The following is a 21,284-nucleotide window of genomic DNA, read 5'->3' on the forward strand; positions in this document are numbered from 1 at the left end:
TGCCGCGATCCGCAGCAGGCCCACGTCCTCGGGTGCTGGGTCGTCGATCTCGTGCTGGGCAAGCAGTAGGCGAACGGCACGGCGTCAGCGTGCCGGTGGTGCGCCTGGGTGTCTCACCGGCACGCTGACGCCGTGCCGTTCGCCGTGCCGCGGCCGTGGCATCGTCGATCTGGTACTCGGCAAGTCGTGAGGGTACAATCCGGCCGGAGGGCCAACGATGACGACCGCGCGTGCGTCCAACCGACCGTTCCGCTTCAGCCGCGAGCAGTACTACCGGCTCGGCGAACTCGACTTCTTCCAGGGGCGTCGCGTCGAACGGATCCACGGGGAGATCGTCGAAATGAGTCCGATGGGATGGAATCACTTCCTCGCCACTCAGTTGACGGCCGACGCCCTTCGCCTGATCTTCCACACGACCTCGTGGGTGAGTGTGCAAAGTCCGATCACGCTCGTCGATTCCGATCCCGAACCGGACGTGGCGGTGTACCCAGGGAAGCCGCGGGACTATACCTTCCACCCGTCGCAAGCCCTGCTCGTCGTGGAAGTAGCCGAGACTTCCCTGGCCTACGACACCACGACGAAGGCGGAACTGTACGCGACCGCGGGCCTCGCCGACTACTGGGTGCTGGATTTGGAGAACCGCCAGTTGCTCGTCTTCCGCGACCCCGCGCCGATCCCCGACGGTGGGAGCGCGTACCGCCAGCGGCTGACGTTCACCGCGAATGACACGGTTTCGCCGCTCGCGATGCCGACGGCCACGGTCCGCGTCTTGGAGCTGCTGCCATGACCGCCAAGCGAATGCCGTGGCAGCCGTTCCGGTTCACCCGCGAGCAGTACTACCAGCTCGGCCGGCTCGGGTACTTCGACGGCAAGCGGGTCGAGCGGATCCGCGGGGAGATCGTAGAAATGAGTCCCGTCGGATGGCCGCACGTAGTCGGCTCGAAGAAGACGGCCGACCTCCTCGCGGAGGTCTTCAAGGGCGTCGCGTGGATCAACCAGGGGAACCCGATTCCGACGGACGACTCCGACCCGCAGCCGGACGTGACGGTCGTGCCGGGCCGGTTCGAGGACTACACGGACCACCCGACGACGGCCCTGCTCATCGTGGAAGTGGCCGACGCCACGCTCGACCGCGACACCACGACGAAGGCCGAACTCTACGCCACCGCGGACGTGGCCGACTACTGGGTACTCGACCTCGCCAACCGGCAGTTGCACGTCTTCCGCGACCCCGCGCCGATCCCGGACGGCGGGAGGGCGTACCGCACGCGGGCGGCCTTCGGCCCCGAGGATTCCGTCGCCCCGCTGGCCGCGCCGACGGCGGCCGTCCGCGTCGCCGACCTGCTGCCGGGAATCGCTACAACACCGGCATGACACCGTTCACCGACCGGCTCGCCGAGGCCGTCCGCCGCAAGGGGCCGCTGTGCGTCGGCATCGACCCGCGGCTCGAATCCCTCCCCGCCGCCTTCCGCGACCTGCCGCCGGCCAAAGCCTACGAGGCGTTCGGCCTCCGCGTGCTGGACCTCGTCGCGCCGTTCGCCGGCGTCGTGAAGCCGCAGGCGGCGTTCTTCGAGCAACTCGGCCCGGACGGGTTCGCGGCGATGGTAGCGATTCTGAAGCGCGCGAAGGAGATGGGGTTCGTCACGATCCTCGACGCGAAGCGGGGCGACATCGCGAGCACGGCGACGGCCTACGCGGAGGCGGCGTTCGGCCCGCCGTGGGACGTCGACGCGCTGACCGTCAACCCGTACCTCGGCCGCGACGCCGTCGAGCCGTTCGTTACGACCGCGCGAAAAAGTGGCCGCGGCATTTTCGTCCTGGTTCGCACCAGCAACCCCGGCGCGGGGCTGTTCCAAGATTTAGTCTGCGACGGCCGGCCGCTCTACCGGCACGTCGCGGAGGCGGTCGTGAGTTGGGACGCCGGCCGCGGCGACGTGGGGGCGGTCGTCGGGGCGACGCACCCGGCCGAACTCCGCGAGCTGCGGGCGGCGATGCCGAACGTCTGGCTGCTCATCCCCGGCTACGGCGCGCAGGGCGGCACGGCCGCGGACGTGAAGGCGGGCTACCGGCCCGACGGCCTCGGCGCGGTCGTGAACAGCTCCCGCGGCGTGACGTTCCCGTTCCATCCGGACGACCGCGACTGGGAAGCCAAGATCGTGGCCGCGGCGAGGAAGGCGCAAGAAGAATTGAAACCGTGACGGCCGGTCGCGGGTTCGACACGCGGCTTGACACGCCGCGGCCGCACGGGTACGGCCGCTCCTCGATTGGGGGGCGGTCATGGGGGGAAGTCTGCGCGACCTGCAGGCCCTGCGGGGGGCCGCGTGCCTGCTCGTGGTCCTCGGCCACCTCGGCGGGCTGGAGCGCACGTCCGCGTGGGCCTATTCCGGCGTCCGGGCCGCCGAGCGGTTCGGGTACGCCGGCGTGGACATCTTCTTCGTCCTGTCCGGGTTCATCATCTTCCACGCCCACCGCACGAAGCTCGGCCGCCCGGCGGAGTTGCGGCCCTACCTGGTCAAGCGGGCCTGGCGAATCTACCCGACCTACGCCGTCTGCTTCGTCGCCGTCGCCGGGCTATTCCACTGGGTCTTCGACCGCTGCTACTTCCCCGGCTACTTCCGTGAGGCGCTCTGGCATCTGCTCCTCGTGCCGCGGCCGGCGGCGAACTTCGTCATCCCGCAGGCGTGGACGCTGAGCTACGAGGTGATGTTCTACGCGCTGTTCGGCGTCTTCTTCGTCGTGCCGCGGCGGGCCGGGGCGGTGCTGTTCGCCGGGTGGTTCGCGGCGACGGCCGTGTGTTCGTTCGCCGTGCGGCCGGTCGGCCTGTGGTGGATGCCGCTGTCGCCGTACACGCTCGAATTCTTGTGCGGCTGCGCCAGCGCCTTCGCCCTGAACCGATACGGCCCCCGAGGGGCGACCGCGATTCTCGGCGTGGGCGCGGCGGCGTTCGCGGTCGTGGCCGGGCTGAACGTCGGCGGCGTGCTGGACACCGCGGCCGGTCCCGCGTGGCAGCGGGCGTTGGCGTTCGGCGTCCCGGCGGTGCTGCTCGTCCACGGGCTGGCTGCCCGCGAGACGGCCGGCCGCACGACGCTCCCGGCGTGGCTGCGGCCGGTCGGCGATGCGTCGTACTCGATCTATCTGATCCACATCGCCGTGCTGTGGGGCTTCCAGTTCGCCGGGGCGTATGCCGTGACGTTGACCCTCGCCGAGCAGGCGGCGCAGACGGCGGCCCAGTTCGCTGCGGCCGTCGGCGTCGGGTGGCTGGTTCACGTCGCCGTCGAGCGGCCGCTGCTGACGTGGCGGCGGAAGCCGCGGCTGAAGCTGGTCGAAGCGGAACCGACGATGGAAGTCCGCCGGGCGGCGTAACCGTGGGGTAAGTTTGTACCTTGCCCGTCTGCCTCCGGGCAAGGTACAAACTTACCCCACGGAAGGCGGCCAGCTACTTCCGTTGCCCCTTGCCGAACAGCGTCTTCGCCCACTTCGCCTGGGCCTTCGACAGCGGCGGGACCGGCGGCCGGCGGTAGTCGATGGTCAGGTCGTAGCCGGCCCGGTCGTAGGCCGTCGCGAGGACGCTCTGCAAGTCGAGCGGCGCGTCGGCGTCCGGCGACCGGAGCGGGACGCCGACCGTCGGCAGCGGCTGTTCGAGGGGAATCAGCCAGACCTTTCCGCGCGGCCGCTCCTCGGCCTTCGAGGCGTGGACGTAGTAATCGTGCGGCCGGAGGCGGTTGAGGACGAGCGGGTCCAGCGACGTGTCGCCGCGGAGCAGGTCGATTTCGACCCAGTGGGCCGGCGAGTTCATGATTTCGAGCCGCTTCGCGACGAAACTCCGCCGCCCGGCCGAGCCGACGACCTTGTTGCTGGGGCTGACGACCTCGATCACGGTCACGACCTGCCGGCTCGCAACTTCGACGATCTCGACGCGGGCTTCCCGGAATTCACCGTCGAGCATCGTGATGGTTTCGATGGGGGCGGTAATTGTTGCTGTCGTGCTGGTGGACTTGACCCCGCGCCGGCCGGTGTGCTCGACCCGAACGTCCGGGATGAACAACGTCACGGCCGGGTCGTCGGGTTCGGGGAAATACGTGCGTTCTTCCACCCGCGCGACGTACCGTGGCCGAATCAGAGCACTGAGGTGTTCGCGGATGCACGAAATCAGTTCGTGATGGACGTCCGGCCAGTGGGCCGGGTCTTCGAGGTACGGGTCCATTCCGGGGAACGGGGACGGCATGAGCGGCTCCGAGGTTGACGACCGGCCGGGAGTTGTCGAGATTCTACCGACGGCCGCGTGCGAACAGAAGTCGAGAGGGGCCGCATGTCCACGGAGCAGGCGCTGCTGAACGCGATCCGGGCCGAGCCGCACGACGACGTACCGCGGCTGGTGTACGCCGACTGGCTGGAGGAACGGGGGGACGACAAGCACCGGTTCGTCCGCGGACACGTCGAGTTGCGCCGCGTCGTGCCGGACGACCCGCGAAGGGCGACGGCGGAAGCCGAACTCAGCCTGCTGAGGAAAGACCTTTCTGCCGATTGGCTTCGCGTTGTCGAACCGGAACGATCCCACTTGTTCGGCCCTCCCGGCCCGGACGTGCGGGTTCCGTGTGACTGTTTTGAACCCATCTACGACCCGGCCCGGAAGTGGCACAAACTGTCGCTTCACCACGAAGCCCAGGACACCGAATGCGATGCCTGGAAGCGGCTGTGTGATCTGGTCGATCAGGCTGAGAAGGACGGGCGGGAGCGGTTCGCCCCCCTGACCGACATGCCGTTCGATCAGCGGCGGTTTATCGTCACGTTGCCACCGACCGTCCGTCGGTTAAAGGCCGTGAAGGTTCTGAACCTGTACGGCAGCTCGCTCGTTCGCATTCCGGCCGAGATCGGCGAAATGGACGGCCTGGAAGAATTCGACCCGTACACTTCGTACCGACTTCACTGGTATCCGCACGAGATCACACACTGTCAGAATCTGAAGCGCAGTCGGATGAGCACGCGGGCACTTTACGGGAACCGAAAGTACCACCCGCCGTTCGCGGAACTGCCCCCGGTCGAGCAACCGGCCGCGTTCGCGCTGACGTGCTTGACCCGGCCGGCGGTGCGGCCGTGTAGCGTCTGTCGTCGGCCGTTTGAAAACCGACAAGAACACCGCGTTTGGATCACCTTGCGGGTGGCGACCGACGACATGCCCCTGCTTGTGAACGCTTGTTCCCGCGAGTGCGTCCGCGGGTTGCCTTCACCGAAGCAGGGCTTCTGCCAATACCCGCATCGCGGCGGGGTCGGAACACCGCGACGCTACAGGACGTAGTTCGCAGGGTGGTGCCGAGTCTTCGAGGCCCACCCTGCGAGAGCTAGAACCCGCCCTTCGCCTCGCCCTTGACGGCGGCCTTCACGGCGCTGGCGATGTAGTCGCGGTTCAGCCCGCTGATGAACTCCGTGCTGATCTCCTTCGGGCACGCCGCCTCGCACTCGCCGATGAACGTGCAGTGCCCGAACCCCTCCCGGTCGTGCGTCGCCACCATCCGCTTCACCCGCTCGCTCTGCTCCGCCCGGCCCTGCGGCATCGCCCCCAGGTGGCCGGCCTTCGCCGCCACGAACAGCATCGCCGACGCGTTCGGGCAGGCCGCCGCGCACGCCCCGCACCCGATGCACTGGGCCGCGTCCATCGCCTTGTCCGCGTCCGCCTTCGGGATCGGCAGGCTGTTCCCGTCCGGCGCGCCGCCGGTGTTAACGTTCACGTACCCGCCGCTCTGCACGATCCGGTCGAACGCGGAGCGGTCCACGACCAGGTCGCGGACGACCGGGAACGCCTTCGCCCGCCACGGCTCGACGTAGATGTGGTCGCCGTCGCGGAAGCTCCGCATGTGCAGCTGGCACGTCGTCGCCCCGCGCTCCGGGCCGTGGGCGAGGCCGTTGACCATCATCGCGCACGACCCGCAGATGCCTTCGCGGCAGTCGTGGTCGAACGCGACCGGCTCGATCCCGTCCTTGAGCAGGCGTTCGTTCAAGATGTCGATCATCTCGAGGAACGACGTGTCCGGGGCGACGCCGTCCACGAAGTAGGTGACCATCTGCCCGCGGGCGTTCGGGCCGGGTTGCCGCCAGATGTGCAGGGTGAATTTCATGGGTGCTATCGGGTATGGGGTATGGTGAAATCGCTTTGCCGGGCGTAACTGGTTGGTGTTTTCGACGCCGCCGGCGTCGTTCCCGCAGCCCAGGGTTGAGCGAGGCTTTGCGAGCGACACCCTGGGTACGCGTCGGTCGCCGGGAATCAATCGACACCGAAGGTGTCGTTCACGCCGGTTCAATCCCAGACGTATCGCTCGTCCCACGTCATGCCGTACTTCCGGAGCCACTCGAGGTACTCGTCCTGGAACGTTTGCTTCGTGTGATGCTCCGGCTGATTCCGGACGTACTCGCGGACGATCTCGATGCTCGTCGAACTCACGGAAAAGGCTCCGTAGCCGGCTTGCCAATGGAACTCGGGATTGCCGGGGTGATGTTGGTGAATCCAGGCGGAGGATTGCTTCTTTACCGCGGCCATCACATCCGCGATCGAATGCGTTCTCGACATCCGAAACAGCATGTGCACATGGTCCGCAACTCCTCCGACGATCAGGGACTGACAGTTCGTGTTGTTCGCGATGCCGCCGAGGACCTGGAACAGTTCTTCGCGCCACGGGTCGAGGATCGTCGGCTCTCGATGTTTGGTCGAGAAGATCGTGTGGAGGTAGACGGCTCCGAAGGATTGAGGCATTGTCGGATCAACTCTGAACGACCCCTTTGGGGTCGTGAACCGTGTGTGGGACGTTGTGTCCCAGGGTGTCGCTCGCAAAGCCTCGCTCAACCCTGGGCTGCGGGAACGACGCCGGCGGCGTCGAAAACCACCCGGCCGCCTCAATCCGCCGGATCACGTAGCCGTTCACGGGCCGCTTTCAACAGTTCGCCGTAACGTGGATCGAACAGCTCACGCAACTGCTTCTGAAGCAAACTCTCCAGATTCCACAACGCCCGTTGTTCCGCTTGGTCCACGAACGTCAACGCATCCTCTTCGTCTGTCCGGGTCAGATACTCGAAGAGGACGAGTGCTTCGTCGCGGGTGAGTTCCAACCGAACCGGGTCGCTCACTTGTAGCTCCGCACGCTCGGATGCACCGCGTCCCACGTCAACGGCTCGACGTTGCGGGCCGGGGCGGCGTCCGGGCCGCCGTAGCTCCACGCCGCGACGTGGCTGAACTTCTCGTCGTCCCGCTTCGCCTCGCCGTCCGGGTACTGGTGCTCCTCCCGGAAGTGGCCGCCGCACGACTCCTCTCGTTCGAGCGCGTCCTTCGCCAAGAGTTGGCCGAACTCCAGGAAGTCCCAGACGCGGTTCGCCCGCTCCAGGGCCACGTTCAGCTCGCTGCCGGACCCGGTCACGGTCAGGTTGTGCAGGTACTCCAGTTGCAACTGCCGCAGCTGCTGGATCGCCGCCTCGCAGCTCTTCTTCGTGCGGGCCATGCCCACGTTGTCCCACAGAATCTTGCCGGACTCGCGGTGGTACTCGCCGGCCGTCTTCTTCCCCTTCGCCGCGAGCAGCTTGTTGAGGCGGTCCGTCACCTCCGCCTCCGTCCGCTTGAACTCCGGGTGGTCCGTCGGCAGCGTGCCCGGTTTCTCGCCGGCCAGCCAGTGGGTGAGCGTGTACGGCAGCACGAAGTAGCCGTCCGCGAGGCCCTGCATGAGCGCCGACGCGCCGAGCCGGTTCGCCCCGTGGTCGGAGAAGTTCGCCTCGCCGATGACGAACAGGCCGGGCACGTTGGACATCAGCTCGTAGTTCACCCACAGGCCGCCCATCGTGTAGTGCAAGGCCGGGTAAATCCGCATCGGCCGCTCGTACCCGTTCTCGCCGGTGATCCGCTGGTACATGTCGAACAGGTTGCCGTACCGCTCGGCGATCTTCGCCTTGCCGAGCCGGGAGATGGCGGTGCCGAAGTCGAGGTAGACGCCGCGGCCGCCGGGGCCGACGCCGCGGCCGTCGTCGCACGCCTCCTTCGCCGCCCGGCTGGAGATGTCCCGCGGCGCGAGGTTGCCGAAGCTCGGGTACTTGCGTTCGAGGTAGTAGTCGCGGTCGGCCTCCGGGATGTCGGTCGGGTGCTTGCCGATGTCGGATGCCTTCTTCGGGACCCAGACGCGGCCGTCGTTGCGGAGGCTCTCGCTCATGAGCGTCAGCTTCGACTGGTGGTCGCCGCTGACCGGGATGCACGTCGGGTGGATTTGCGTGTAGCACGGGTTGGCGAACGCCGCCCCCCGCTTGTACGCCCGCCACGTCGCCGTGACGTTGCACCCGATGGCGTTCGTGCTCAGGTAGAAGGCGTTCGAGTACCCGCCGGTGGCGAGGACCACGGCGTCCGCGGCGTAGGACTTCACCTCGCCACTGATGAGGTTCCGCACGACGATCCCCTTCGCCCGGCCGTCCGCGACGACGAGGTCGAGCATCTCCGTGCGGGGGAACATCGTCACGTTGCCGTAGGCGATCTGCCGGGCGAGCGCCTGGTACGCGCCGAGGAGCAGCTGCTGGCCGGTCTGCCCGCGGCAGTAGAACGTCCGCTGGAGTTGCGCCCCGCCGAAGCTGCGGGTGTCGAGCAGGCCGCCGTACTCGCGGGCGAACGGCACGCCCTGGGCCACGCACTGGTCGATGATGTTGACGGACACTTCCGCGAGGCGATGCACGTTCGCCTCGCGGGCGCGGAAGTCGCCGCCCTTGATCGTGTCGTAGAACAGCCGCCAGACGCTGTCGCCGTCGTTGCGGTAATTCTTGGCCGCGTTGATCCCGCCCTGGGCGGCGATGCTGTGCGCCCGCCGCGGGCTGTCGTGGAAGCAGAACGTCTGGACGTGGTAGCCGAGTTCCGCCAGCGACGCCGACGCGCTCGCCCCGGCGAGGCCGGTCCCGACGACGATGACGGTGTACTTCCGCTTGTTCGCCGGGTTGATGAGCCGCTGCGTCTTCTTGAAGTTCGACCACTTCTCCGGGACCGACCCCGACGGCACTTTGGAATCGAGTTGAATCATGGTTCGCTCTTCAAAAATTGGCCACAGATCGGCACGGATGAAAACAGATCGGAACAAAGCCATTTCTCGGATTTGATCCGTGGGTTCTGCGTTCATCCGCGGCCGATGAATTATTTTACCCACCCGCCCCACACGGCTACGACGATGGCGCAGTTCCCGACCAGGATCGTCCCCGCGACCAGGTAGCCGAGCAGCCGGGCGACCTTGACGAACCGGCGGTTCACCAGGCCGAGCGTCTGGAACGCACTCTGAATACCGTGACTCAGGTGGACGAATAACACCACCTGGCAGACGAGGTAGATGGCAGATATCCACGGCGTCGTGAACCCGCTGACGACCATCGCGTAGACGTTGTGGACGACCTTGCCGTCCGGCATCGGGTACGTCAGGTCGAGGTAGTTCGTCGCCCCTTTGCCGTCCGGCGACCGCACGTCGTGGACGACGCCGAACGTGTAGTGGCCGAGGTGGAAGATCACGAACAGCCCGATCACGAGACCGGTCTGGAGCATCGTCCTCGACTGCGGCGTGGCCTGGGCGGACGCGGCGTAGGCGTACCCGACCGGCCGGGCGGCTGCGGCGCGGCCCTTCAGCCACACGGCAACGAGGACGTGCAGCAGGAACCCGCCGAGCAGCCCGGCCCGCGCGACCCAGATGAGGACGCCGAGGTCGTGCTTCAGGAAGTAGGCGTACTTGTTGATGCTCTCCGGGCCGGCGAACATCTTCAGGTTGCCGACCATGTGGAAGAAGACGAACACGACGAGCGACCCGCCGGTGATCGCGACGAGAATTTTCTGCCCGACGGTGGACCCGAGGTAGTCCATGACCCACGCGACGGGGTTGCCGGTCGGGGAGTTCAGTCGCGGGCCTTTGGGGTTGATCGCGGAGGTGGCACTCATATCGCGGGACGGGCCGTGAGTGGTGGGAATGCGTGTTTGCTGTCATCTTAGCCGCGCGGGGCGGGAAAGCCCACCCGCCGAAATTGGAGCGTGCTCGGATTCTGGCATGTCGGACGGATTGACCGGACCAATGCAAAAGTCGAAATGAAAAATGCAAAACGAAAACCCGGCTTCGTTTTGCATTTTTCATTTCGACTTTTGCATTGGTCCGGGTCATGACGGACGTAACTCAGAACGTCAGCTTCATCCCCTTGAGCCGGGTCGTCGTCTCGGCCATGAGCGCGTCCTCCTCGGCCTCGTCCTTCGCGAGGTACGTCACGCTGAACCGCAGGTACGCCCCGGCGTCGTCCCACGGCACGCAGCACACACTTTGCTCGTGGATCAGGTACTGGCTCGCCTCCTCCGCGCTCGCGAACGTGCGGCCGCCCGCCGCCTTCGGCGCGGCCGTGTACAGGAAGTACGTGCCGCCCGGCATCTCGCACTGGAACCCGACGGCCTTCAGCGCCGCGACCAGCTTCCGCAGCCGCCGCTCGTACTTCGCCTTCACCGCGACCGGGATGGCCGGGTTCCGCAGCGCCGCCGCGGCCGCGTGCTGGATCGCCATGAACTGGCCGCTGTCACTGTTGTCCTTCACGTCCGCGTAGGCTTGGACGACCTTCGGGTGGCCGCACACGAACCCGAGCCGCCAGCCGATCATGTTGAACCCCTTCGACATGGAATGAACTTCGACGCCGACCTCCTTCGCTCCCTCTACCTGCAGGAAGCTCAGCGGCTCGCCCTGGTAGCTGAGGCAGATGTGCGCGGCGTCCTGCACGACGACGACCTGGTTCGTGTGCGCGAAGTCGATCACCCGCTTGTAGAAGTCCCTCGTCGCGACCGCCCCGGTCGGGCTGTTCGGGTAGTTGATGACGAGCAGCTTCGCCCGCTTCCGCACGTCCGCCGGGACGCCGGCCAGGTCCGGGAAGAAGCCGTTCTCCTTCTTCAACGGCAGCCGGTGGACTTCGCCGCCGAGGTAGCGCGTCCACGTCCCGGCGACCGGGTAGCCGGGGACGGTCATGAGCGTGACGTCGCCGGGGTTGATGAAGCACGCCGGGAGCATGGCGTAGGCCGGCTTCGACCCGATGCAGTGACAGACCTCGGTAACGGGGTCGAGGGTGACGCCGAACTGCCGCTTCATGAACTCGGCGGCCGCGTCCTTGTAGTTCTGGATGCCGTTGTCCGCGTACCCGCGGTTCTCGACCTTGTCCGCCTCCGCCTTCAGCGACGCACGTACCGATTCGTCGGCCATGTCATCGTTCTCGCCGATGCCGAAGTCGAGGAGCTTGCGGTCCGGGTGGTCGGCGAGGGCCTTCCGCTTGGCCCGCTTGATCTTCTCGAACTTGTAGATTTCGTTCGACTTGCCGTAGTTCGCCCCGCCGATGCGGTCGGCGAACAGCGATTGGAACCAGGGGTCGGCGGCCATTGCGGAGCAACCTGTGGAGGAGGGAATCGACGTGCGATTGTTCTAGGAGGCGTTTTGCGAGTTGTCTTTCAGCCGCTCGACGTGGAACACCACGACCCCGCCGCCGGACGGCAGCGTGAACCCCACGACGAGCGGGTAGTGGAACCAAATGCGGCCGTTCGGCCCGCGCGACTCGCCGAGCGACTCGGCTTCGTCCGCGAGCCGGAGGTTAATCGCGTGGGCCGTCTCGAAGATGAACTCGCGGCGATCCGGCGTCGGCTCGGCCGTGTAGATGGCCGCGAGGCGATCGAGTGCGGTACTACGCCACTTCACGACCATTGAGGCCGTCCTCCAACTTGCGGAGATGGTCCATCACCTCTTCGGCCGTGTAGCTGCGGCCTTCCCGCAACCGGCGCTCGATCTCTTCGTCGGACGGCCAATCGACGTTGGCGTAGGGGTCGAACTTCGGCGTCTTCTTCAACACGCCGATCAGCTCGCCCGCCTCGTCGCGAATCTCGACCTCACCGGTCGCCGCGAACAACTTGTCCCGCATGGCGCGATCGACAATCACGGTGCTCATCGGTTCGTCTCCTGGACCCGTGGGAATTGTACCACGCCGGCGGCGTCACGGCTTCGTCAGGAACGCCTCCAGCTTCGCCCAGTCCCAGACGCCGAACCGGGTGTCGGCCTGAGCGACGAGCAGCCGCGACCCGTCCGGCGTGAACTCGCAGCTCACGGCCCCGCCGGGCGGCGCGAACCGGAACACGACCTCCCCGGACCGCGTGTCCCAGGCGCACACCGACGACGGGCCGTGGGCGGCGTGGGTCACGCCGACCAGCCGGCGGCCGTCCGGCGAGAACGCCGCGTCCTGGGCGTACCACTCCCCGCCCCGGCCGGTGGGGAACGTCGCCACCTTCGTCGGCTTCGGGCCGAGGTCCCACAGCACGTACCCGGCGTCCCACGTGAGCAGCTGCCGGCCGCCCGGCCCAAACCGCATCGGGATCGCATACGGCGGCGGCGAAGACCCGCACCGCGGCTCCAACCGCGGCAAATGATTGTCCACCTCGACGGCCTTCGCCTCGTCCCACCCGTTCCACACGACCAGCTTCGGGCCGGACATCGCCAGTTGCTTCGACCCGCCGTCCGCCGCCCGGAACCCGTGGGGGAGGACCCAGTCCGTCAGTTCCGTCACGTCCCAGTCGCGGTACCGGATCGCGACGAGCCGCCCGACCCTGTCCCCCTGGAAGACGGCCAGCAGCGTGTCGTCGTCCAGGAAGTCCAACGGCTTGAGGTAGCCGTGCGGCCCGCCGTCCGGCTGCCGGGCGAGTTCCTGTCGCGTGTCGGCGTCCAGAATGACGACGCGGCTCGTCGCGGAGGTGAAAGTCGCCAGCCGGCGGCCACTCGGAGAGAACGGAATTGTCCGTGGGATGTAGGCGTCAAAAACATGGGCGGTCGGCGGCGAAGAACTCAACACCGCCCGCCCGGTGAAGTCCCACGTCTGGTTCCCGGCCGCCGCGCTCGCCAGGAACCGGCGGCCATCGGTGGAGAACCGAACGCGGGTGATGGGGGCGACCGGGTGCGCGTCAGCGTCCGGGTGAACAGACCGCCCGGTCGTGGCGTCGAACAACCGGACCGCGTGCCCGTTCGCCGCGGCCACCACCGCCCCGTTCCGGGCGACGGCGATCGGGTGGACGATCCGCTCCGGAACCTGTTGTTCGGACACCGGGAACGCGACCGGCCCGACCGCGAGCGTCTTGGGGTCCAGCACCTTCAGTGGCCCGCGGTCGGTCGAGGTCGCGAACAGGCTCGTCCCGGCGGTCTGTCGGGGCCACGGCCGTTCGTACCCCGCCAGCGGTTGGCGGGCCGTCTCCTCCCCGGTGTCCGGGTCGAGGTTCAACAGCACGTCGTAGTTGCCGACGCAGACCGCGTCCGGCCGCGTCCAGACGAGCGTACTGATCCCGCGGGGCACGTCCGCCACGGGGAACGTCCGTGGGTCCGCCGGGCCGTCGATCGCCAGGATGCGGACCGCCCGGTGTTTTTCGACGACGGCGACCCGCCGCCCGTCCGGGGAGACGGCGAACGGCACGTCCCCGGTGACCGCGACTTCCCGGACCTGTTGCCCGGTTTCGATGTCCCAGACCACGAGCCGGCCGCTGTAGTTGATGCCGACGGCGTGCTTCCCGTCCGGCGAGAGGCGGAACTTCGGCGACGTGTACTCGCCGCGGTCGCGGCATCCCCAGCGGGTGACGGCGGTGGTCTTCAGATGGACGGTCGCCATCTCGAAGTGGTCGTCCTGCGGCTGAGGCGGGTTCGTCCGCTCGTGTCGGACCACGACGAGCCGGTCGGCGGTCGCGAAGTCGATGAGCCGGAAATCGACCGTCTTCGGGATGTCGCACGTGATCTCGCCAAGGAGCTTCGCCGTCGCCACGTCCCAAATCCGCACGACCGGGTCGTTCACGGCCGTCGTCGCCAGCACCTTGCCGTCCGGCGAGAGCGCCACGGACAGGACCGGCGAGCTATGTCGAAGCCGCGTCTCGCCGAACACGTCGGTTCGGCAGTCCAACAACGTCGTCGGCGGGGCGGCCGGGTCCGGCGCGTCGGGCACGGCGGCGTCCCGGTGGCAGCCGAATCCGGTGAGGGCAGCGATGAACAGGGCCGTCGTTCGCATCGGGTGAACCTCCGTTGGCCTACATTAGAAACGTCGCAGGCGGCCCGGTGTGAGGAAATTGATTCCAGACGGCGGGCAAATGATTCCGGACGCGGCTTCGGGCCGTATCTGACGAACTCAAATCAACTTCCGTCGTTCTCAAAAATGATTCCGGTGTTTTGAAATGATTCCGGCCGGGGGTGGGAGTGTATTCCGTGGAATCATTTTCTTTTCGGCCGACGGGCGGTTCCAGCACTAGGATTCCGAGGTCCGTTCGGGTGAGGTCGTTCGCGTGAGTGTCGCCTTGGAAGAGCCGAAAAGTCCGGCCGTGCCGCCGCCGGGACCGCCGGAGCCGCCGCTGACGGTCGTCGAACCCCGCGGCGGGTTCGCGCTCGGCGACCTCGGCGAACTGTGGCGGTACCGCGAACTCGCGTACTACCTCATCCTCCGCGAGATGAAGCTGCGGTACAAGCAGACCATCCTCGGCGTCGGGTGGTCGCTGTTCCAGCCGGTCGCGACGGTCCTCGTGTTCGTCGTGTTCATCGGGTGGATGGGGAAGACGGCGGAAGGCATTCCGAACTACGTCCTGCACGTGCTGCTCGGCGTGCTGCCGTGGACGTACTTCGCGTCGGCGATCAACAACGCCGGGAACAGCCTCGTCGCGAACGAGCGGCTCGTCACGAAGGTCTACTTCCCGCGATTACTCCTGCCGCTGTCGAACGTCGGCAGCGCGACGATCGACTTCGGCGTGGCGCTCGTCCTCGTCGCCGTCGTGATGGCGTACACCGGCGTCGCCCCGGCGTGGACCGTCATCTTCGCGCCGTTGGTGATCGTGCTGCTCGCGATGCTGGCCGTCGGCCTCGGCGTGCTGCTGGCGGCGCTGATCGTGGCGCAGCGGGATTTCCGCTACCTGCTCAGCTTCGGCGTGCAGCTCTGGATGTTCGCGACGCCGTGCATCTATCTCGGCCGCCACGCCGTCGGCCCGCGGGCGGAACAGCTCTTGGCGTTGAACCCGATGTACGGCATCATCCTGACGTTCCGCACGCTCGTCCTCGGCGAGCCGATGGACGGGCACGTCTGGTTCGCGATCGGCATGTCGGCGCTGATCGCGGTCACCGTGCTGCTGGCCGGGCTGGTCTACTTTCGCCGGGTCGAGCGGACGTTCGCGGATACGATTTAAGGAACCCATCGAGAGGACCTCCGAATGCTAGGCGCGACGATGCCGGCCGGCCCGTTCTTGAAGCGGATGGCCGAGGAACTGCTACGACTCGACCCGGCCGAGGTAACGAGGCTCGCCGACCTGATGTACGACTGCTACCGCCGCGGGCGGATGATCTTCGTCATCGGCAACGGCGGCAGCGGGTCGAACGCGTCGCACTTCTGCGAGGACATCGGCAAGGGGACGCTCCGCAAGCAGGACTTCGACGACGACGCGAAGAAGCGGTTCAAGATTCTGAGCCTGACGGACAACACGCCGTACATCCTGGCGTGGGGCAACGACGAGGGGTTCGACCGCGTCTTCCTGGAGCAGTTGAAGAACCTCGCCGGGGAAGGGGACTTGTTGATCGCGATCAGCGGTAGCGGGAACAGCCCGAACGTGCTGCGGGCCGTCGAGTGGGCGAACCGGCACGGGCTAACGACGTTCGGCTGCACCGGGTTCGACGGCGGCAAGTTGCGGGGGCTCGCCAAGCACGGCCTGCACGTCGATCTCAAGGACATGGGCATCGTCGAGACGCTGCACCTGGCCGCCTTCCACTGGGTCGTGGACGATTTGTACCGCCGGTTGAGCGAGGGGTGAAAACCCAGACTTCCGAAGTCCGGCTTCGACTTCGGAAGTCGAACGTCGCGGCGGCCTTCGCGGTGCCGGCCAACGCCTCGTTACCCATCGACTTCCGAAGTCGAAGCCGGACTTCGGAAGTCTGAGTCCGACGAACCGAACACGAATCATGCACCCCGCCCTCCGCGTCGAGAACGTCTCCAAGCGGTACGCCGTCGGCGTCACGCTGAACATGATGGTCGGCGACCTGCCGAACCTCACCGAGACCGCCCGCCGGTTCGCCAAGAGCACGTTCCGCAAGGTCCGCTCGCTGCTGCAACCCGGTTCGGTGGACGAGGCGAACAGCTTCTGGGCCGTCAAGGACGTGTCGTTCGACGTGAACCCCGGCGAGGCCGTCGCCCTCATCGGCCGCAACGGCGCGGGCAAGTCCACGCTCCTCAAACTCCTGTCGCGGATCACGGAGCCGACGAAGGGCCGCATCGAAATCCGCGGCCGGATGGGCAGCCTGCTGGAGGTCGGGACCGGGTTCCACCCGGAGCTGACCGGCCGCGAGAACGTCTACATGAACGGCAGCATCCTCGGCATGACCCGCCGGGAGATCAACGCGAAGTTCGACCAGATCGTGGAGTTCTCGGAGATCGGCAAGTTCCTGGACACGCCGGTGAAGCGGTACTCGTCCGGCATGTACGTCCGGCTCGCGTTCGCCGTCGCGGCGCACCTGGAGCCGGAAATCCTGATCGTCGATGAGGTTCTCGCCGTCGGCGACGCGAACTTCCAGAAGCGGTGCATCGACCGCATGGTCGAGCTGTCGCGGTCCGGCAAGACGATCCTGTTCGTCACGCACAACATGCAGCAGATCCCCCGCCTCTGCCAGCGGGCGGTGATGCTGGAGCGCGGCGAACTCGTCGAGTCCGGCCCGGCCGGGGAAGTCACCCAGCGATACCTCGACCGCTTGCTCCAGGACGCCCGGACCGGCGACCTACGGGACAAGGTCCGCAGCGGCGACGGCCGGGCGCGGTTCGTTCGGGCCGGCCTCGTGGACGCCGACGGCCGCCCGGTAACGGTCCACACCTGCGGCGACGATCTGATCCTGCACATGGACGTGGAGTCGTCCGCCGACCTGCCGGACGCGAACCTGTTCGCGGCCGTGCAGACCATCCACGGCACGCGGCTGATGACCGGCTGGACCGACGAGTCGCACGTGCCGATCCACCTCACGAAGGGCCGCCAGGGGTTCGAGTGCCGGTTCAAGAACGCGGCCATCCGGCCCGGCAACCCGATCATGGTGTCGCTGCGGATCGCCCTGGAAAATCAGATGGTCGTGGACTTCGTGGAGAACGCGCTGGTGTATGACGTGGTCGGCGACGACCGGTCCCGCCACCTGTACACGAACACGGAGCTGGGCGTCATCGCGTGCGACACGGAATGGAAGAGCGTGAAGCCCGCGGGCTGAAAAGAATGGCCCGCAGATGACGCGGACTTCGACGCAGATGAAAACCGGATAAGAAAGAAATCATCTCTTGGTATTTATCCTCTTTATCTGCGTCGAAGTCCGCGTCATCTGCGGGCCATTCTTTGAACCATGCACGTCACCGTCGCCATTTGCACCTGGAACCGCGCCCGGCTGCTCGACCGCACGCTCGCGGAACTCCGCCGACAGCGCGTCCCGGCGGGGGTGACGTGGGAACTCGTCCTCGTCGATAACAACTGCACCGACGACACCGCCGCCGTCGCCGAGCGGCATTTGCAACACCTGCCGATCCGTCACGTCGTGGAGACTAAGCAGGGGCACTCGCACGCCCGCAACCGGGCCGTGGACGAGGCCCGCGGCGACCTCGTCCTCTGGACGGACGACGACGTGAACGCCTCCGACAACTGGATCGCCGAGTACGTCCGCGTCGCGCGAGAGTTCCCCGATGCCGGGTACTTCGGCGGCCGGATTACGCCGTGGTTCGCCGACGAGATTCCGGCGGCCACCCGCCGCATGATCGAGGACAACCTCCGGCTGCTCGCGCCGGTTTACTCCCTGAAAGACTACGGCGTCGAGGTCCGCCCGTTCGCGGCCGGCGAAGGGCCGTTCGGCGCGAACATGGGGTTCCGCACGGACCTGCTGCGGCGGTTCCGGTTCGACCCGAAGTTCGGCCGGGTGAAGACGGGGCTGATCGGCGCGGACGAGGTGTCGGTCATCCGCGCGATCCAAAACGCGGGCGTGCCGGGTGTGTGGATCGGCTCGACGGAAATACAACATTACATTCCGCCGGACCGCACGACGGCCGCGCACTTCTGGCGGTACTTCGAGGCGCTCGGCCGGACGCAGGTGCGGCTGGAGGGCACGACGCCGACGGCGACGCTGTTCGGCCGCCCGCGGTGGGCCGTCCTCGGCGGCTGGAAGGCGCGGCTGAGGGCGTGGGCCGCCCGCCAGGCCGGCCGCCCGGAGTGGCTGGGGCATTATCTAACGGCGGCGAAGCTGGCCGGCTACGCGGACGAAGCCCGTACCCCTTGAACCCGTCCGATGGCGTTCGTGACCGTCGCAATCTGCACCTGGAACCGGGCCGCGATGCTCGACCGGGTGCTCGCGCACCTGCGGACGCTCCGCGTCCCGCCGGGGGCGGACTGGGAAGTCCTCGTCGTCAACAACAACAGCACCGACGACACGGACGCGGTGATCGCCCGGCACGTCGGGCAGCTGCCGATCCGCCGGGCGTTCGAGCCGCAACCGGGCATCTCACTGGCCCGCAACCGGGCCGTCGCCGAGGCCCGCGGGGACGTGATCGCGTGGACCGACGACGACGCCTTCCCGGACCCCGACTGGATCGTCGAGACGCTGGAAGCGTTCGCCCGGTTCGACGCGGCGCTCGTGTTCGGCAAGGTCGAGCCGTGGTGGGAGACGGGGAAGCCGCCGGCGTGGTACGCGGACAAGTTCCGCGGCATGTTCGCGCTCATCGACCTCGGCGGCGACCCGCGAGTCGTGACCGAGCCGCACGTCGTCGGGTTCAACGTGAACATGGCGTTCCGCAAGGAGCTGCTCGCGAAGATCGGCCCCTACCGCGTGGACATCGGCAGCGGCCGGATGGCCGGCGGCGAGGACATCGACCTGTTCCAGCGGGCGCACCGGCACGGCGTCCGGATCGCGTACCAGCCGGCCGCGGTCGTGCGGCACTACATCCCGGCGACCCGGTGTACGAAGGCGTTCTACCGCAGCTACACGTGGGGCGGCAGCCCGAACCACCTGAAGCTGCTCCGCGACCAGAACCGCCACGTCCCGCAGTTGTTCGGCCTGCCGCGGTACTTCCTGCGGCAACAGTTGCCGCACCTGGGCGGGTATTTCAAGGCCCTGGCCCGCGCAGACTTCAGCGACGCGTTCTATTGTGAATTGAAGCTGCTCCGGCTGGCGGGCCTGTACTGGTCGATGTTCACCCGCCGCGACCCCAAGAAGATCGGCTACCGCGCCGGCGAGTGATGACCGACACGCTGCCATCGCCGATCCCCGCCCTGCCGCCGCGCGGCCCGGCCCGCAACGACAAGCTCTGGGTCGTCCTCGTCAACTTCAACGGCCTCGACGACACGCGGAAGTGCCTGCGGTCGCTCGAAGAGATTCCGGACGCCTTGTCCGTCGTCGTCGTCGATAACGCCTCGAAGGAGAACGCCGTCCCGGTCCTGCAGTTGGAGTTCCCCTGGGCCGACGTGGTGCGGAGTGAGGTGAACGGCGGGTGGGCCGGCGGGAACAACCTCGGCGTCAAGCACGCCCTCGCTCGCGGGGCCGAGTGGGTGATCCTGCTGAACAACGACACGACCGTGCCGCCGCGGTTCGTGAGCCGGCTGGTCGAGGCGGCGACGGCCCATCCCGACTTCGGCGTGCTCGGCCCGGTGATCCTGTTCATGGACGAGCCGGACAAGGTGCAGACCACCGGCGTCGTGTTCAACCGGCCGGACCGCGACGGGTTCTTCCAGCCGATCGACGTGCCGCACGACGCGGAGAAGCCGGTCGCGGTCGTCGAGTGCGACATCGTCAACGGCTGCTGCCTGATGGTCCGCCGCGACGTGGTCGAGAAGATCGGGTTCGTGGACGAGCAGTTCTTCCTCATTCACGAGGAGTCCGACTGGTGCCTGCGCGCCCAGACCGTGACGAAGTGCGGCATCGTGACGGACGCGCTGGTGTGGCACAAGGGGTCGAGCAGCTTCGCCCGCGAGGGCAAGCGGCTGCAGCGGTACTACGACACCCGCAACCTCGTCCGGCTGCTCCGCAAGCACGGCCGCCGGCCGGGGGCGCGGGGGCGGGTCGCGGGGTTCCGCCACTTCCTCGGCTACGCCTACCACCGGTACGCGCACGAGCGGGAGGCCGGCCAACACGACGCGGCGAACGCCGTGCTGGAGGGCCTGTACGACGGGCTGACCGGCCGCTTCGGGGTGTACCGCACCCGCTGGCGGCCCGGCCTGTGGTTCCTGCGATCGCTCGTCGGCGGCGTGTGGAAGCTGAAATAGTAGTAGGCACACGCCGTGTGCCGTCTGCTGTCGGTCGCGGAGACTCGGGCGAACTCTCCGGGAGCATGAACGAGACGGCACACGGAGTGTGCCTACTACTATGGCCCGCAACCCGACGCTCGACGTTCTTCGCGCCGTCGCCATCCTCGGCGTGCTGGCCACGCACCTGAGCAACTCGTTCCTCGGCGGCACGGCCTTCGCCCGCGCCGTCAGCGTCGGCGGCCGCGGCGTCGATCTCTTCTTCGTGCTGAGCGGGTGGCTGCTCGGCTCGCAGCTGTTCCGCGAGGCGAACGCGACCGGCACGGTCGATGTGCGCCGCTTCTGGGCCCGCCGCTGGCTGCGGACGCTGCCGGCGTACTACGCCGTCCTGTTGGCGACGTTCGCCCAGTTCGCGGCCCAGGGGAAGCCGGAACTGATCGACTGGCGGTACGTCTTCTTTCTGCAGAACTATTACGAGAAGCCGCCGTTCCTCGGCGTGACATGGTCGCTGTGCGTGGAGGAACACTTCTACCTCGCGATCGCGCCGTTGATCTTATTCGCGTACCGCTACCGGTGGGCCATCGTGCCGATCGTCGGCGTGGTGCTGGTGCTGATCGGGTTGCACGTCGCGGGGTTCTACATCCACCGGCCGAACTACCACATCACGGAAACGCACGTCCTGTTCGAGCCGTGCGGCGTCGGCGTGCTGCTCGCGTGGCTGGCCGTCAACCGCCCGGCGGCGTGGGCGAAGCTGTGCCGGGCGGCGAAGCCGCTCGCGGTGCTGTCCGTCGCGTTGATCGCGGTCGCGGTGCTGAACCGCACGCTCTGGGACTGGCGGCTGCCCGACTGGGGGACCGGCGGCTGGGCGCTGATCTTCGGAACGTGGGTCGTGGCGGCGACCCGGTCTTCGGCTTTGTTCCCTCCCCCCTTGGGGGGGAGGGGTAGGGAGGGGTGTGAGCTTGCCGACTAGGGCGCGAATGCGACGGAGCGAGGGTGGCGGGGGCCCCGGCGAGGCGCGCGCGCTCGCGCA

22 protein-coding genes are annotated in these 21,284 nt (G+C 67.5%); 12 read left to right on the plus strand and 10 right to left on the minus strand.

Features of this window, described 5'->3' with window-relative positions; genetic code table 11:
- Positions 1-217 precede the first annotated feature (217 nt).
- From AC5JJ2_RS02120 to AC5JJ2_RS02135, 4 genes are all read left to right on the plus strand, one after another.
- Complete coding sequence (locus AC5JJ2_RS02120; protein ID WP_495856306.1) at positions 218-787, plus strand: Uma2 family endonuclease; 570 nt, start codon at positions 218-220, stop codon at positions 785-787.
- Positions 784-1,374: a Uma2 family endonuclease gene (locus tag AC5JJ2_RS02125; protein ID WP_495856307.1), complete on the plus strand. Its 591-nt coding sequence runs from the start codon at positions 784-786 to the stop codon at positions 1,372-1,374. The genes AC5JJ2_RS02120 and AC5JJ2_RS02125 overlap by 4 nt, the downstream gene beginning before the upstream one ends.
- Positions 1,371-2,198, plus strand: coding sequence for an orotidine-5'-phosphate decarboxylase (gene pyrF, locus AC5JJ2_RS02130; protein WP_495856308.1), 828 nt, complete (start codon positions 1,371-1,373; stop codon positions 2,196-2,198). The genes AC5JJ2_RS02125 and pyrF overlap by 4 nt, the downstream gene beginning before the upstream one ends.
- Positions 2,199-2,277: 79 nt before the next feature.
- Complete coding sequence (locus AC5JJ2_RS02135; RefSeq protein WP_495856309.1) at positions 2,278-3,363, plus strand: acyltransferase family protein; 1,086 nt, start codon at positions 2,278-2,280, stop codon at positions 3,361-3,363.
- A 73-nt stretch (positions 3,364-3,436) separates the two neighbouring features.
- Here the strand turns inward: AC5JJ2_RS02135 and AC5JJ2_RS02140 are convergent, their stop codons facing one another.
- On the minus strand, positions 3,437-4,225 hold the full coding sequence (locus AC5JJ2_RS02140; protein ID WP_495856310.1) for a DUF4058 family protein: 789 nt from the start codon (positions 4,223-4,225) through the stop codon (positions 3,437-3,439).
- 84 nt (positions 4,226-4,309) lie between these two features.
- Here AC5JJ2_RS02140 and AC5JJ2_RS02145 point away from each other — a divergent pair, with 84 nt between their 5' ends.
- On the plus strand, positions 4,310-5,296 hold the full coding sequence (locus AC5JJ2_RS02145; protein ID WP_495856311.1) for a TIGR02996 domain-containing protein: 987 nt from the start codon (positions 4,310-4,312) through the stop codon (positions 5,294-5,296).
- Between the two features lie 43 nt (positions 5,297-5,339).
- Here the strand turns inward: AC5JJ2_RS02145 and AC5JJ2_RS02150 are convergent, their stop codons facing one another.
- The 9 genes from AC5JJ2_RS02150 to AC5JJ2_RS02190 form a co-directional block, all read right to left on the minus strand.
- Positions 5,340-6,113 (minus strand): succinate dehydrogenase/fumarate reductase iron-sulfur subunit, encoded by a 774-nt coding sequence (locus tag AC5JJ2_RS02150; protein ID WP_495856312.1) that lies wholly within the window; start codon positions 6,111-6,113, stop codon positions 5,340-5,342.
- A gap of 179 nt (positions 6,114-6,292) precedes the next feature.
- Positions 6,293-6,745 (minus strand): IS200/IS605 family transposase, encoded by a 453-nt coding sequence (gene tnpA / locus AC5JJ2_RS02155; protein WP_495856313.1) that lies wholly within the window; start codon positions 6,743-6,745, stop codon positions 6,293-6,295.
- Between the two features lie 140 nt (positions 6,746-6,885).
- On the minus strand, positions 6,886-7,116 hold the full coding sequence (locus AC5JJ2_RS02160) for a hypothetical protein (RefSeq protein WP_495856314.1): 231 nt from the start codon (positions 7,114-7,116) through the stop codon (positions 6,886-6,888).
- Positions 7,113-9,029 (minus strand): fumarate reductase/succinate dehydrogenase flavoprotein subunit, encoded by a 1,917-nt coding sequence (locus AC5JJ2_RS02165; protein WP_495856406.1) that lies wholly within the window; start codon positions 9,027-9,029, stop codon positions 7,113-7,115. The genes AC5JJ2_RS02160 and AC5JJ2_RS02165 overlap by 4 nt, the downstream gene beginning before the upstream one ends.
- Before the next feature lie 113 nt (positions 9,030-9,142).
- Positions 9,143-9,928 carry a succinate dehydrogenase cytochrome b subunit gene (locus tag AC5JJ2_RS02170; RefSeq protein WP_495856315.1) on the minus strand — a complete coding sequence of 262 codons (786 nt, stop codon included), beginning with the start codon at positions 9,926-9,928 and terminating at the stop codon, positions 9,143-9,145.
- Between the two features lie 229 nt (positions 9,929-10,157).
- Entirely contained in the window at positions 10,158-11,390 is a 1,233-nt protein-coding gene (locus tag AC5JJ2_RS02175) for an LL-diaminopimelate aminotransferase (protein ID WP_495856316.1), read from the minus strand.
- Between the two features lie 42 nt (positions 11,391-11,432).
- Entirely contained in the window at positions 11,433-11,708 is a 276-nt protein-coding gene (locus tag AC5JJ2_RS02180; RefSeq protein ID WP_495856317.1) for a hypothetical protein, read from the minus strand.
- Positions 11,689-11,949, minus strand: coding sequence for a hypothetical protein (locus AC5JJ2_RS02185; RefSeq protein WP_495856318.1), 261 nt, complete (start codon positions 11,947-11,949; stop codon positions 11,689-11,691). Before AC5JJ2_RS02185 ends, AC5JJ2_RS02180 begins: the two co-directional genes overlap by 20 nt.
- A 45-nt stretch (positions 11,950-11,994) precedes the next feature.
- The gene (locus AC5JJ2_RS02190; RefSeq protein ID WP_495856319.1) at positions 11,995-14,037 is read right to left on the minus strand and encodes a WD40 repeat domain-containing protein; all 2,043 of its coding nucleotides are present in this window, start codon (positions 14,035-14,037) and stop codon (positions 11,995-11,997) included.
- 271 nt (positions 14,038-14,308) lie between these two features.
- Between AC5JJ2_RS02190 and AC5JJ2_RS02195 the strand changes: the two genes are divergently transcribed.
- From AC5JJ2_RS02195 to AC5JJ2_RS02225, 7 genes are all read left to right on the plus strand, one after another.
- On the plus strand, positions 14,309-15,196 hold the full coding sequence (locus tag AC5JJ2_RS02195; protein ID WP_495856320.1) for an ABC transporter permease: 888 nt from the start codon (positions 14,309-14,311) through the stop codon (positions 15,194-15,196).
- A 24-nt stretch (positions 15,197-15,220) separates the two neighbouring features.
- A complete protein-coding gene (locus AC5JJ2_RS02200) occupies positions 15,221-15,814 on the plus strand; it encodes a D-sedoheptulose-7-phosphate isomerase (protein ID WP_495856321.1) in 594 nt (197 codons plus the stop codon).
- 148 nt (positions 15,815-15,962) lie between these two features.
- A complete protein-coding gene (locus tag AC5JJ2_RS02205) occupies positions 15,963-17,246 on the plus strand; it encodes an ABC transporter ATP-binding protein (protein ID WP_495856322.1) in 1,284 nt (427 codons plus the stop codon).
- A gap of 129 nt (positions 17,247-17,375) precedes the next feature.
- Positions 17,376-18,296, plus strand: coding sequence for a glycosyltransferase (locus tag AC5JJ2_RS02210; protein ID WP_495856323.1), 921 nt, complete (start codon positions 17,376-17,378; stop codon positions 18,294-18,296).
- Positions 18,297-18,305: 9 nt separating this feature from the next.
- Positions 18,306-19,253 carry a glycosyltransferase gene (locus AC5JJ2_RS02215; RefSeq protein WP_495856324.1) on the plus strand — a complete coding sequence of 316 codons (948 nt, stop codon included), beginning with the start codon at positions 18,306-18,308 and terminating at the stop codon, positions 19,251-19,253.
- Positions 19,253-20,275, plus strand: a complete 1,023-nt coding sequence (locus AC5JJ2_RS02220; RefSeq protein ID WP_495856325.1) for a glycosyltransferase family 2 protein — start codon at positions 19,253-19,255, stop codon at positions 20,273-20,275. The genes AC5JJ2_RS02215 and AC5JJ2_RS02220 overlap by 1 nt, the downstream gene beginning before the upstream one ends.
- A 100-nt stretch (positions 20,276-20,375) precedes the next feature.
- Positions 20,376-21,224, plus strand: coding sequence for an acyltransferase family protein (locus tag AC5JJ2_RS02225; protein WP_495856326.1), 849 nt, complete (start codon positions 20,376-20,378; stop codon positions 21,222-21,224).
- The last annotated feature ends 60 nt before the right edge of the window (positions 21,225-21,284 follow it).

The sequence above is a fragment of the Limnoglobus sp. genome, assembly GCF_059499385.1.

Excerpts from the sequence above, each read along its gene's own strand:
- AC5JJ2_RS02190 (WP_495856319.1), bottom strand. The coding sequence starts at position 14,037 with ATGCGAACGACGGCCCTGTTCATCGCTGCCCTCACCGGATTCGGCTGC.
- AC5JJ2_RS02150 (WP_495856312.1), bottom strand. The coding sequence starts at position 6,113 with ATGAAATTCACCCTGCACATCTGGCGGCAACCCGGCCCGAACGCCCGC.
- AC5JJ2_RS02170 (WP_495856315.1), bottom strand. The coding sequence starts at position 9,928 with ATGAGTGCCACCTCCGCGATCAACCCCAAAGGCCCGCGACTGAACTCC.
- AC5JJ2_RS02210 (WP_495856323.1), top strand. The coding sequence starts at position 17,376 with ATGCACGTCACCGTCGCCATTTGCACCTGGAACCGCGCCCGGCTGCTC.
- AC5JJ2_RS02125 (WP_495856307.1), top strand. The coding sequence starts at position 784 with ATGACCGCCAAGCGAATGCCGTGGCAGCCGTTCCGGTTCACCCGCGAG.
- AC5JJ2_RS02120 (WP_495856306.1), top strand. The coding sequence starts at position 218 with ATGACGACCGCGCGTGCGTCCAACCGACCGTTCCGCTTCAGCCGCGAG.
- AC5JJ2_RS02215 (WP_495856324.1), top strand. The coding sequence starts at position 18,306 with ATGGCGTTCGTGACCGTCGCAATCTGCACCTGGAACCGGGCCGCGATG.
- AC5JJ2_RS02175 (WP_495856316.1), bottom strand. The coding sequence starts at position 11,390 with ATGGCCGCCGACCCCTGGTTCCAATCGCTGTTCGCCGACCGCATCGGC.
- pyrF (WP_495856308.1), top strand. The coding sequence starts at position 1,371 with ATGACACCGTTCACCGACCGGCTCGCCGAGGCCGTCCGCCGCAAGGGG.
- AC5JJ2_RS02225 (WP_495856326.1), top strand. The coding sequence starts at position 20,376 with ATGGCCCGCAACCCGACGCTCGACGTTCTTCGCGCCGTCGCCATCCTC.
- AC5JJ2_RS02180 (WP_495856317.1), bottom strand. The coding sequence starts at position 11,708 with ATGGTCGTGAAGTGGCGTAGTACCGCACTCGATCGCCTCGCGGCCATC.
- tnpA (WP_495856313.1), bottom strand. The coding sequence starts at position 6,745 with ATGCCTCAATCCTTCGGAGCCGTCTACCTCCACACGATCTTCTCGACC.
- AC5JJ2_RS02135 (WP_495856309.1), top strand. The coding sequence starts at position 2,278 with ATGGGGGGAAGTCTGCGCGACCTGCAGGCCCTGCGGGGGGCCGCGTGC.
- AC5JJ2_RS02205 (WP_495856322.1), top strand. The coding sequence starts at position 15,963 with ATGCACCCCGCCCTCCGCGTCGAGAACGTCTCCAAGCGGTACGCCGTC.
- AC5JJ2_RS02200 (WP_495856321.1), top strand. The coding sequence starts at position 15,221 with ATGCTAGGCGCGACGATGCCGGCCGGCCCGTTCTTGAAGCGGATGGCC.
- AC5JJ2_RS02140 (WP_495856310.1), bottom strand. The coding sequence starts at position 4,225 with ATGCCGTCCCCGTTCCCCGGAATGGACCCGTACCTCGAAGACCCGGCC.
- AC5JJ2_RS02145 (WP_495856311.1), top strand. The coding sequence starts at position 4,310 with ATGTCCACGGAGCAGGCGCTGCTGAACGCGATCCGGGCCGAGCCGCAC.
- AC5JJ2_RS02185 (WP_495856318.1), bottom strand. The coding sequence starts at position 11,949 with ATGAGCACCGTGATTGTCGATCGCGCCATGCGGGACAAGTTGTTCGCG.
- AC5JJ2_RS02220 (WP_495856325.1), top strand. The coding sequence starts at position 19,253 with ATGACCGACACGCTGCCATCGCCGATCCCCGCCCTGCCGCCGCGCGGC.